9 protein-coding genes are annotated in these 12,299 nt (G+C 44.8%); all 9 read right to left on the reverse strand.

Annotation, left to right across the window (positions count from 1 at the left end):
* Positions 1 to 62 precede the first annotated feature (62 nt).
* On the reverse strand, positions 63 to 1,712 hold the full coding sequence (locus BLS49_RS03345) for an extracellular solute-binding protein (protein ID WP_091226716.1): 1,650 nt from the start codon (positions 1,710 to 1,712) through the stop codon (positions 63 to 65).
* A gap of 107 nt (positions 1,713 to 1,819) precedes the next feature.
* The gene (locus tag BLS49_RS03350) at positions 1,820 to 2,554 is read right to left on the reverse strand and encodes a response regulator transcription factor (protein WP_175471285.1); all 735 of its coding nucleotides are present in this window, start codon (positions 2,552 to 2,554) and stop codon (positions 1,820 to 1,822) included.
* Positions 2,526 to 4,313 carry a sensor histidine kinase gene (locus BLS49_RS03355; protein WP_091226718.1) on the reverse strand — a complete coding sequence of 596 codons (1,788 nt, stop codon included), beginning with the start codon at positions 4,311 to 4,313 and terminating at the stop codon, positions 2,526 to 2,528. The genes BLS49_RS03350 and BLS49_RS03355 overlap by 29 nt, the downstream gene beginning before the upstream one ends.
* 504 nt (positions 4,314 to 4,817) lie before the next feature.
* Positions 4,818 to 5,438, reverse strand: a complete 621-nt coding sequence (locus tag BLS49_RS03360; RefSeq protein ID WP_245742251.1) for a GNAT family N-acetyltransferase — start codon at positions 5,436 to 5,438, stop codon at positions 4,818 to 4,820.
* Entirely contained in the window at positions 5,435 to 5,779 is a 345-nt protein-coding gene (locus BLS49_RS03365; protein ID WP_091226719.1) for an Asp23/Gls24 family envelope stress response protein, read from the reverse strand. The genes BLS49_RS03360 and BLS49_RS03365 overlap by 4 nt, the downstream gene beginning before the upstream one ends.
* Before the next feature lie 275 nt (positions 5,780 to 6,054).
* Positions 6,055 to 6,639: a TetR/AcrR family transcriptional regulator gene (locus tag BLS49_RS03370; RefSeq protein ID WP_091226721.1), complete on the reverse strand. Its 585-nt coding sequence runs from the start codon at positions 6,637 to 6,639 to the stop codon at positions 6,055 to 6,057.
* 39 nt (positions 6,640 to 6,678) lie between these two features.
* Positions 6,679 to 6,993 (reverse strand): DMT family transporter, encoded by a 315-nt coding sequence (locus BLS49_RS03375; protein WP_091226679.1) that lies wholly within the window; start codon positions 6,991 to 6,993, stop codon positions 6,679 to 6,681.
* 2 nt (positions 6,994 to 6,995) lie between these two features.
* The gene (locus BLS49_RS03380) at positions 6,996 to 7,337 is read right to left on the reverse strand and encodes a DMT family transporter (protein WP_091226723.1); all 342 of its coding nucleotides are present in this window, start codon (positions 7,335 to 7,337) and stop codon (positions 6,996 to 6,998) included.
* A gap of 228 nt (positions 7,338 to 7,565) precedes the next feature.
* On the reverse strand, positions 7,566 to 12,299 hold a 4,734-nt coding region (locus BLS49_RS24700; protein WP_091226724.1), incomplete at its 5' end, for a CBM35 domain-containing protein.

The following is a 12,299-nucleotide window of genomic DNA, read 5'->3' on the forward strand; positions in this document are numbered from 1 at the left end:
TTTTCTATGATGATCGGCACAAGGTGACATCCTAGTCCCCCTTGTGCCGTCATTAACTATAATTACCAGTTTGCCTGACGATCCTTCACTCCTGCCGTAAGCTCCTCCATCCAGCTATTTACATCCAGCTTGTTGACATCAGCGACGTAATCCTTCCAGGACTTTTCAAAATCCGCCTTCGTCTTGGATAAGACCATTTGCGGAGGATATTTCTTATTCAGGTCGTCGAGCTTTTGATTGAAAATTTTTCCTTTATCGGAGAGTTCAATGCTCCACAACGGGAAATATTTTCTTTTGGTATTCGGCGGATTGAACATATCCTCATAGGTCTGAACCCCGTAACCCTTCAGGATTTCCTTATCCACCTCATCATAATCGGCAGCAATTATTTCCGGCTGCCTGTAAGACTCATAATGGTTTCCGTCCGGCATGGTGCCGGAAGCGCTTGGCCAGAACCAAACAACGTTGCCGCTCCAATTCAGAGCGTTCTTGGCATCGGACAAGTATTTGCGTTGCTCCTCTGTGCGGTAGAAGCGCCCATTGTCGCTGACCATGAAGTCTTCACCCTTCACTCCCCAGTTTCGGAGAATTTGGCCCTCATCGCTGGCCAAATAGTCCGCGTACTCGATTGCTCCGACCGGGTCCTTGCAATTCACGGATATGGACCAGCCGGTATTATAGTTCATGCCTGGAAGATCCAGATAATCGCCTTTGATGCTATCGTCAAAGGTAAGCTGAAGCGGAACGAACATGCGGCTATTCTTGCCCTGTTGCTTCAGGGAGGCCAAGGCCGTCTGGAACTGCCATTTTTGATCGAACATGCCCAGAACACGTCCACTTGACAGCTTTGCCAGATATTGTTCATAGTTCATAACGAATGCTTCTTTGTCAATCATACCCTCATTATACATATCGTTAAGTTTGGAATAATACCGTTTCGTTATGTTCTCATCGGTTTGGTAAAATGTCAGTCCGTTATTCTCAGGGTCCACCATGGCTCTGGAATCATTGGGACCACCCGCCAAAAACTGCATAGCTGTTGTGAGTGTGAAGTTGCGGGTATCGTATGTCAGAATTTCAAAAGGAATGGTATCTGCGCCATCAATCTGCGGATGCTTCTTCCAGTAATCCCGCAGCACATCAGCATATTGATCGAAGGTTGTGATTTTGGGATATCCCGCCTCCTTCAGAACCTCCTTCTGGATCCAGAAGGCAGCGCTGATTCCTTTGGTGGCATTGGTCACCGGAGCTCCCATCGGCAGCGAATAGATATGTCCGTCGGAGCTTTTTAAGCGGTTCCAATAAGGACCGTAAAGCTTCTTGATGTTGGGCGCATGCTCCTCAATCAGATCCTCCAACGGAATAAGCGCTTTCGCATCAACAAACTTTGTGGTTGCATCCGTAAAGATCATGTCCGGATAATCCCCGCCTGCTACCATAACCCCTATCTTCTGATCCTTCTCCCCGACAAGACGCTCATACTTGATGGTTACGCCTGTTTTCTGCTGAATAATATCTCCGAGCTTGGTGTGCTCCGGCACATTGTCGCCAGGAGTCATAATGAAATACGAAAAGCTAGCCGTCTTGACAGAATTCGGTGTGGCCTCTGGTGAGGATGAGGGCTGGGATTCATTTGAGCTGCATGCTCCAAGCACCGTTGTGACGAGCAGGGCTGTTACCGCCAACTTTGTAAGCGTTCTCTTTTTAAACAATACGTTAACCTCCTTTTGTTTTTGACATTACAAATCATATCAAGAATTCGGGAGATTCCGTACCCGCCACATCTTAGGAGTATACCTGACAAATTAAAGATTGTTCCTCATTTCTCCCGATAGTGGGAGGGGGTGCAGCCAACCAGTTTTTTAAACTGCTGGACGAAATAATCCGAATCGCTGTAACCCACAGATAACGCAATATCTGCTATTTTATTGGATGAGCCTTTCAATTTTTTTTTAGCTTCTTCCACTCTGATTTGATGAACGAAATTATTAAAATAGCTTCCGGTTTGCTTTTTAAAGAGCTGGCCCAAATAAATGGGATTCAGAAAAACCTTATCCGCTATCTCTTTTATCATTAACGGTTCCTTATAATGCTCCCTAATATACTGGATGACCTCTTCTACTGCTTCGCTGTTCTGCACCACGTTCTGCGGCAATTCTAGTGGCAATGAATCGTTAGCAAACGCAATACGACGCCGTGTGCGCTGAAGGGCTTCAATCAATTGTTCCTCATCGATGGGCTTCAAAATATAGTCGATAGCGCCATATTTTAGCGCCCTTTGGGCATAATCAAATTCGCCGTATCCAGATATCACGACAAATTGGCAATCAAATCGGCCCGAAACCTCCATCATCAAATCCAATCCACTCAGCACCGGCATTCGGATATCCGTAATCACTAAAGAGGGCCGTTCACGTTCAATCAGTATAAGGGCCTGCTTGCCGTTCTCTGCATCACCGCATATTGTAAAGCCATACGTCTCCCAATAGATGATCTTTTTCAGTCCTTCCCTCATTTTAGGCTCGTCATCGACAATAATGGTTTTTAGCATCATAACCCTCCTCATGAACAGGAACATAAATCTTGACGGATGTTCCCGCACCTGCTTTAGAATCAAAATTTAATACGGCTTCTGATCCGAAGTGCCATTTGAGTCGGTCATGGACATTTTTCAGACCGACATGGCGTCCCGTGTTAATACCTCTTTCCACAAAATCCCTTAGCTTCTCCATATCCTCTTCATCCATGCCTGGTCCATTATCGGTTACCTCAATCACAAGCATGCCATCATGAATATGCACGGACACCAGAATGAGACCCGGTTTATCGCTGTTCTCGATTCCATGAATGCAGGCATTCTCCACTAGCGGCAGGATGCTGAATTTAGGAATCAAAATGTTCTTTGCGGAATCATCCATGGACAACTGGTAGTTAATGCGCTGCTCGAAACGAAATTTCTGAATCTCCAGAAAATCGGAGACAAAATCCATCTCTTCCCTCAACGGAATCCGGTCATTCCCCCATTCGATGGATCTTCGTAACCCCTTTGCCAGCCTGCGGATGATTGAAGCCGTTTCCATTTCTCTGTTGCTTACGCAATTCATGCGAATAGATTCCAGCGTATTAAACAGATAATGTGGATTGATTTGGCTTTGCAGCGCATTAAACTGAGCCTGTTTGCGGTCAAGCTCCGCCAAGTACACATCCTGAATCAGCCTGCTGATTTGTACGGTCATCCGATTGAATTCTTCTGTTAATTGGCCGATTTCATCGGAAGAGGGCTTTATGAGGAGAGGCTCGAACCTTTGGTTTTTCACTCGTTTGATCTGCTTCAGCAAAAGTCCGATTCTCGTATTCAATGACCGGGAGAACAGCAAAATAACCACACTTGGAAACAAAAAATTTACTATCGTAAGATACAGGATAAACGTTTGGGACTTTAGTACAGATTGCAAAGCCTGATCATCAGGGTAAACTCCGACCATCTTCCAACCTTTCAAAAAGCTCACGTTATCAAAGCTCCCGTATAACACCATAGTGTGATCAGTCTTTTGTTCCCCTAACACTTCCCCAACAGCTTTGCCCCCCGACGAAAAAACCACGATTCCCTCCGGGTTCAACAAGTATACAGGCCCTGGACTTGAATTGTTTTGCAAGGTATTCTCCAAAAACTGCGGTATGATGTCAATTTTGAGTAGCTTATCGTAATTGTCATACCCATTATAAAAATCCAATTTGCGGATAATGCTAAGGTAAGGCTGTCCGCACGCGCCTTTTGTAGGGTATATGGTCTGGTTCTCACAAGTGGAGGGGGTTGTGTACACCTTCAGCCTGCCGGTATCTTGATCGTTCTTCAGTTCCTCGTACCATCCCTCCAGATCCTTGTCCTTCAACAGTGATTTCAACACCCCGGCTGAAATCAAGGTGGGATTATTCGTATACACATAAGCGTTATATAGCTGTTTTTCGATAGGCACGAAGCGGTTCATTGCAGGATTGATGACGGTGTTGTAAGCATGAAGCATGGCATCCTCATCGGTATATGAGGTGTCCAATGAATTGTACAAGGAAACATCGCTATACAGGGCAGAGGAGTAACCAATCAATCCTTCAATCATTTTTTGAAAGGTTTCCTTATTCTTTTCCAAGGACAAATGGTAATCAGCGACCTTTTGCCTCCTCACACTCTCGGCAGTTTTCCAATAGAAAGCGGAATTGGTCAGCATGACCGGGATAAAAACAACAGCAAAATATATAACCATTAATTTATGCCTTAATCTTAAGTCATTCCATCGAAAGAAACATGATTTCACTGAATGCCCCTCCTTCAATTGCTATCCAGCGCATACGTCACCAGGCACTTCAGCCGTCATTCAGAAGCGGTCGTCAAGGCCGGGAGCGGCCAAGTCCAACGGATTTTGCTGCTTCGGATTCAAGCCTGCAAGCCGCCAATTTTGTGAGATTTCCACTTTCTCCAGCTCCTTTACGAGTTATGCATCATTCCGTTTACATGGATCGTACCATGTCATCCTCCATTTATCAATTTTTTGTTAGCATTAAATTGCGTGTTTTTAATAACAAAAATAACTATAAATTACACATCAAAAAGAGGTTCCTGCTTCGTTGAAGCCGGGAGGACAGCAACGAAAGGAGACCTCTAAGGTTGAACTTTTCTTTTCCAAGCTGGAGTAAAGGAGATGACTAAATATATATTTAAAGATTAATCGTATTCATTGCAAAAAAGCCGGTCAAGGTTGAATTACTCTACCCTGACCGGCTCACATCTTTCCTATTCAATTTCAAATAGTTCCATGTTCTCACACGAGCATTTTAGCCATTCTGTATAACGAATAAGCCGGCTTGTTGATTTCGCCCGTAATTTGGTAGCCTAAACGGTTATATAATTTAAAGGCAAGTTCGTTCTCCTTCTTTACAGTCAGAGAACATTTGGTAAACCCTTGCATAATGGCTTGTTCCTCCGCAAACGCAAGGAGCCGCGAGCCTATTCCCAAACCTCTGCTTTCCGGTAAGGAGGCGATTGTGCCAATGTGGAACTCGTCATCCTCACCTTCTTTCATGGTGATCATGGAATATAACGACTTTACATGCCGAAGACTATATTCAATGAGCTCCCACTTTCGATGATTAAGCAGTTGTTTAAAGGTTGGCCATGCCAGGCGCTTCAACACCGTGACCGGATAACATGTGATCATACCCAATGTCTGCCCGTTGGCTCTGGCTTCAAAAGCATATTGATGACTGAAGCGATTCTCCCTCCCCTTCCACAGCTTGCGAAACGTGCCGGAAACGATACCCTTCTTCTCGGACCCAGCTAATGTGTAAGCCATATATTCTAAAGCCATTTCATTAAGTCTCGCTCCGACCGCCGATTTGGCGTCAGCTTTTAGGATGGTAATTGCATTTTCGGCCGAGTTCACTTGACGGATACCCCCACAATAGTGACATTGATAGAGCCGATGCTTAATCCGGTAAATTTCTCAACGGCTTCCCGAACATTAGATTGCAATACAGCACAGACCTCCGGCATTTTCATACGGTGTTGTATGGTTACGTTTAAGTGAATATCCAGACCTCTGTCTGTTTCTTTTAACTCGATTCCATTTTGTATACTGTTTCCACCTAACCAATTAGCGATGTTCTCTGCAACCCCGGCTGACATACATACGATACCTCTGGTAGCATTTGCGGATTTGCCAACGATTTTGGAGATTATCTGCTTTGAAATACTGATAGTTCCCATTGCATTTTGAATGAACATCAACATCCCCACTTTTCACGATTTAATTTTTGGATGACATAATGAGTTTTATGCTATTCGACAGAAAATGATAGTTCTAAATATCCTTTGATATTAAATTATATCATTATTAAGTGATAGTCAACTTTCTCCACAGTGATGATGAGACACTGATGGATAAAAAAAGAGCCTCTTGGACTATATTTTTGAAGGCTCAACCGCTTTTATAGATCACTAGATCCGTTTTTTATGTCGATTTTCACTTTTACCAAAACTAAGATTAAAAATAGGATTTTTTAATGATTCTTGTTAATCCCACGTGAGAATACGTCCCACGTTGCCTTTAACCTTATTTCACATTCCTCCCTTGATGAGTTCCCTATAGATAGTAATAGTCCATCTAAAATACAAAAGAATGATGAAATAATGGTTTCTACATTGATATAATTATCAAGTTCAGGCTTTATAATATCACGAATTAGCTTTTTAATTTCTTCATCAACTTCATTAAATCGCTGCAAGATAGCATCTTTAAATTGGTCAGGAGGATCCACGGAATATCTTATTACAAAATAAGCAAGATCTTTTTCATAAAGATATTCAATGATTTGCTCCGTAAATGTGTATAGTTTATCCACTTTGGAGAGACCTATTATGTCAGTGGCTTTTTGGCGTACAAAATTTAAATAATCACTCATTACATCATCCGCTACACTTTCGAACAATTCTTCCTTACTGGAGAAATAAGCATAAATAGAAGGAGCTTTAATTTTTACTTTTAATGCTATATCTCGAATAGAAGTCTGTGCGTAGCCCTGTTTAGAGAATAGAACAAGTGCATTTTGTAATATTTTTTGTTTTGTGTCTTCTCCCTTACTCATCTTAGCCACCTCGTAATCATTTTTTAAGTGTTAGTACTTTCAAGAGACTAACTTCAATCCCACAATACTCAATATAATTCCACTAACAAGAGCTAATTTTTTGGAGTCTTTAGGCTCCTTGAAAACATACATTCCTAATAAAACACTACCAGCCGCACCAATACCTGTCCATGCTCCATAACCTATGCTAATTGGGATTTCTTTTAAAGACAAGGAAAGTAGAAAAAAGCTTGCCCCTATAAGCAAAGTATAGATTAATGTATACTTTAATTTTGAAAAGCCCTCAGATAATTTCAAAAATATTACGCCTCCAACTTCCAATAATCCTGCGATGATAAGTAAGAACCAGCTCATTTTTAAGCCCCCTTCACTTTCTCAGGTTGACTAGAAACGAATTTCAACCCAATAATACAGCTAATAAGAACGATTACTAGTACAATTTTCAATACACTCACTTGATCACCTAAAAACATCATTCCAACAAGAGCCGTTCCAAAAGAACCGATTCCAGTGAAAACTGCATAAGCCGTTGATACTGGAAGATATTTTGTCGCTTTAGCAAATAAATAGAAGCTAGCTACCATTAAAATGATAGTTGGTATCACGATTGCGATCTTTGTGAAGCCATCTGAATATGACAAGCCGATTGCCCATCCTACCTCCAAAACTCCTCCAAGAACAAGAAATAACCACGCCATATCAAATCCCCCTTGCTAAAAGTTTTTGTTTGTACAAAATCTAACTATCGTTAGTTAGATATTATCATCGATTTAATTATTTTGCAAATACGACAACTTGATCAGAAAGTAACCTGGTTTTCTTTCGGGTAACGGCGCTAGCCATTTTCACCGCCCAGTTATCGCCCAGGCCGGGCGCACACAGAAAACCCTCGGGTTCAATTCCCCGAGGGTTTCGTGCTATTAGACTTACTGTATCGTTACTTCATCTACATAAATCGTCGCCTGACCGGTTGAACCGGAAGGTGTCCTAACCTGAATTCCAAATGTTTGTATGAAATTTTTAGTTGCAAGGCTTCCAATATCCAGCGTAATAGTCATAAAGCCGTTTTCATCTACCGCGGATAAAGTTGTTTCCGGATTCGAGATTGTCCAGCTCTCCCAAGCCTGGCCGCTTTGTGAGAACAAATAGACATTTACACCCTCCAAAGATGTTCCCTCATCAATCGGTACGATTTTCACTTTAGCCGTAATCGTCGAAGCGCCGGACAAATCCATTTGTCCCATGCGGCGGATCTGGAACGATCCTCCACCGTCAATCAGGCTGAAATTCGACGTGATTGAATAATTGCCCCCCGCATATACAGCGTCTGTGACCGTAAGATCAGTAGCTAAGGCGGTATTATACTGATTATTGTTGGTGCTGTTTACGGCAAAGCCTTGAAGTGTCTGATCTTCAAATCCGTAAACCAGGGAAGAGAACGATTCTTCAGCAACGGAAGGGGTCAGTCTGATGTAATCGATGTTGTAATAGCCCCAGCCGCTATTGATCAGAATCGTATTTGAACCTTGAACCAGATTGACTGGAACCGATTCTCTCTCTTTGAATGAGCTTGAAGAAGCAAGGTTTACATCTACTGCGGCTCCACTGTTGATGACCAGTTGGGTCTTCTTGTCGCCAGACGGTGAGCTGTATCCTAGTACCAAATCATAATTCCCTGCAGCTTTGGCATCATAGGTGAGAGTAATGGAACCGTCGCTTTTGAAGGCTACATACCCGTCCCCTGAATATCCGCCAACTGAAGTCGCAACCGCTGCTGTTCCGGTTAAGGAGCCGCTTTCGGCCTCTACCGTGTTGTTCGGAACTGTCTCGGTAACGGCAACGGCCTTCACATATTCAATTCCGTAATACCCCCAGCCCTTGGCGAAGCTAATAACATTAGCGCCAGCCGTTAGCTGTTGCTTGCCCAATGAATACTCGGCCACTTTGCCTTCGGTATTCGGAATCGTAATATCCGTGTACGCACCTCCATTCATGCTTACAGATGTTTTCTTGTTCGCAACGTATGGATTATAGTAGCCAAAACTCAGCTCATACTCACCTTCGCTCGGAACATTCAGTGTGAAATTGGCCGTTCCGTCTGTTCCGCCAAACCAGATATATCCATCTCCTGCATATTCGGTGTCCGGACTGGTAGGAACCTTTTTGAAAGTTGTTCCGGTCAAAACAGCATCCTTAGCATATGCCATTATGCTGTCCGTCTGGCCATCATCCTCTACGAACGTAGCTCCCACTTCCGTGAAATGCTCATTCGGCATGACAAGAGTCGTGCTGGAGGAAAGAGGGTCCGCAATCGCCCCGATGTCCCCGATCCATTTGTCGAATTTCTTGCCTGCCTTGGAAGGCGCCTTGATGGTTACCGCTTCGCCAGGTGTATGGAACCCGGAGCCACTTCCGCCAAATACGGACAAATACGACACATTGTCGGTTCTGAAAGGAGAGGCAGGCAAACCATCTTTATTATATAGATTTCCTATTGGCGAATCATTCCAGTTGTATTTCACTGTGACCGGGTCACTGACCTGCTCCGAAGAAACGACAACCGTATTGCCAACGATTTGTGCATCCGCCCAGTAATAGACGCCGTCTGCACCTGCAATCGCGAAGCCTTTAAGCCCGTTCGTATCTTCCGTTACCGGCACCAAATCCACCTTTACTCCTGCCATTAATCCCGATCCGGCATGATCAAAGGAAAGAATCAGTTTGTTTCCTGATTTCTCCATAGATTGATAGATAGGTCCGGAGTATTCTATAGGTTTATTATAGATTTTACCCAACGCACTAATTGCGGCGCGTTCGCCAACGTCTCGCTTATTGGTTGGATGAATATCTCCCGGCGTACCCACATCTGTCGTTACAACCAGACTCGTAAGCGGATCGTTCAGCACCGTCTGAAGCTGCGCATCCCGAACGATCGGCTGACCGGGGTTGGTATCGGGTTGTGCAGGATTGTCAACGCTTTGAAGTGTACCGAATGCCGCAAGCTGAACAATTGTAAACGGTAATTGATCATCACCAAAAGTTTGACGCCAATCCTTGATCAACGTAGGAAGCGCTTTGTAATAACGAAACTCGCCCCAATTGCTTGAGCCTTGATACCACAGTACGCCCTTCAACGTATAAGGGGCTACTGGCGCAATCATCCCGTTATAAAGTGCTGTTGGAGATGTTGCCGTTTCCACGTTTGCCGCTCCGCTCTTGATGTCCAGAGCAGCCTGAGCCAAAGAAGGCATGGATTCGAGCGTTTCATAGCTGGTCCAGTTCTCGATCTTTGTTCCGCCTACCGCAGAGAAAATAATTCCGACCGGAACACCTGTTTCCTCTGTCAGCTTCTTCGCGTAGAAATAACCCACTGCTGTAAGCCCAGGTACTGTTTCCGGCGAAGCCACCTGCCATTGCTTCTGGCTTGTAACCATGGAAACCGGGTACCTGCTGGTCAATTGCGGAACCGTAAAGAAACGGATGTTCGGGTTATTCGCATTGCTGATTTCCGTTGCCGCATTGGTAACCTGGGACATCGGAAATGCCATATTCGACTGCCCGGATGTCAGATACACATCGCCGAAGAGAATATCAGTGAGTGTAACGGTCTGCCCCGCACCCGTCACGGTGATCGTATGAGAATCGCCTGTTTGATTGACCCCTATCGGTACTTTCCAATTCCCGTTAGAATCGGTAGTTCCCGTGAAGGCAGTTTCATCAAGCTTGACACTTATCTCGGTTCCAGGCTGCGCCCAGCCCCAGATCGACACTTCCTTGTCTCGCTGCAAAACCATGTGGCTGCTGAATATCGGATTCACAAGTGGCTTGCCAGTGTAATCAGGCAGTGCGGTGTAATTCAGAATCGCACTCTCGGCATCGAATTCAGCTGTGGAGCCAATTTGCCGCGCATATGCTTTCAATTCGTATTCGCCTGAACCAGGCGCCGTCCATACATAGGAATAGTTTTTGCTGTAGTTGTTCACATACTCCCATTCGCCGCCTGCCTTTCTTGCCAGGAAGCGATATTCCGCAGAATTGTCTGCGAGCGCATAAAGCGTTACCGGGATGTCAACCGCACCCGAAGCTCCTGATGATTTCAGATTCACGGAGGTCACTGGTCCTTCCCCGCCAGTCAGTTGAATATAGTCGATATCCATATAGCCCCAGCTAGTCGCAATCTCGATTGTATTCGCGCCCGCTGTAAAGTCATATTGCCCTAATATGGCATCCTTCCAGACGCTCGTTTCGGCAAAGTTATAATTAGCAATTCTCGTACCGTTCAGGCTGACTGGATTTACTTTACTTCCGCCTATTGTTTTGTATCGGATAGCAAGCATATACGTCCCGGCACGCTCCAGATTGACCGGAATCTGCAAAGTATCCCCGGAAGTTTTGAAGCCTGTTACATAGCCAGTACCGGAAAACCCGCCACTTTCTGTGGACACAGTTACTCCTCCATTTAACGTACCGCTCTCCGCCTCAAATCTGATCATATTCGGATTCTCAGCAACAACGGAAGGGGTCAGTCTGATGTAATCGATGTTGTAATAGCCCCAGCCGCTATTGATCAGAATCGTATTTGAACCTTGAACCAGACTGACAGAAATCGCTTCACTCTCTGTGAAGAAGCCTGAAGAAGCAAGGTTTACATCTGCTGCAGCTCCATTGTTGATGACCAGTTGGGTGTTCTTGTCGCCATAAGGTGAGCTATATCCTAGTACCAAATCATAATTGCCTGCAGCTTTGGCATCATAGGTGAGAGTAATGGAACCGTCGTTTTTGAAGGCTACGTACCCGTCCCCTGAATATCCGCCGATTGAAGTCGCAACTGCTGTTGTCCCGGTTAAGATACCGCTTTCGGCCTCAATCGTGTCGTCCGGAGCTGTCTCGGTAACGGCAACGGCCTTGACATATTCAATACCGTAATAACCCCAGCCCTTGGCGAAACTGACAACATTTGCACCAGCCCCAAGCTGTTGCTTGCCCAATGAATACTCGGCCACTTTCCCTTGGGTATCCGGAATCGTAATATCCGAGTACGCACCTCCATTAATACTTACAGATGTATGTTTCGAACCATTTGGAATATAGTAGCCAAAACTCAATTCATACTCACCGTTGCTCGGAATATTTAGTGTGAAATCGGCCGTTCCGTCTTCTCCACTAAACCAGATATATCCATCTCCCGCATATTCGGTGTCAGGGCTGACAGGAGTCTTACTGAAACTTGCTCCGGCGCCCGTCAAGACTGCATCCTTAGCATATGCCATAATGCTGTCCGGCTGTTCCGAACTATCTGCATACGTAGATCCCACTTCCGTGAAATGCTCATTCGGCATGACAAGAGTCGTGCTGGAGGAAAGAAGGTTCGCAATCGCCCCGATATCCCCGATCCATTTGTCGAATTTCTTGCCTGCCTTAGAAGGTGCCTTGATGGTTACCTCCTCGCCAGGTGTATGGAACCCGGTGCCACTTCCGCCAAATACGGACAAATACGACACACTGTCGGTTCTGAAAGGAGAAGCAGGCAAACCATCTTTATTATATAGATTTCCTATTGGCGAGTCATTCCAGTTGTATTTCACTGTGACCGGGTCACTGACCTGCTCCGAAGAAACGACAACCGTATTGCCAACGATTTGTGCATCCGCCCAGTAATA

Origin of the sequence: Fontibacillus panacisegetis, assembly GCF_900102215.1 — a bacterium.
In the GTDB taxonomy this organism is placed as follows: domain Bacteria; phylum Bacillota; class Bacilli; order Paenibacillales; family Paenibacillaceae; genus Fontibacillus; species Fontibacillus panacisegetis.

Excerpts from the sequence above, each read along its gene's own strand:
- BLS49_RS03380 (WP_091226723.1), bottom strand. The coding sequence starts at position 7,337 with ATGGCGTGGTTATTTCTTGTTCTTGGAGGAGTTTTGGAGGTAGGATGG.
- BLS49_RS03365 (WP_091226719.1), bottom strand. The coding sequence starts at position 5,779 with ATGTTCATTCAAAATGCAATGGGAACTATCAGTATTTCAAAGCAGATA.
- BLS49_RS03375 (WP_091226679.1), bottom strand. The coding sequence starts at position 6,993 with ATGAGCTGGTTCTTACTTATCATCGCAGGATTATTGGAAGTTGGAGGC.
- BLS49_RS03370 (WP_091226721.1), bottom strand. The coding sequence starts at position 6,639 with ATGAGTAAGGGAGAAGACACAAAACAAAAAATATTACAAAATGCACTT.
- BLS49_RS03350 (WP_175471285.1), bottom strand. The coding sequence starts at position 2,554 with ATGATGCTAAAAACCATTATTGTCGATGACGAGCCTAAAATGAGGGAA.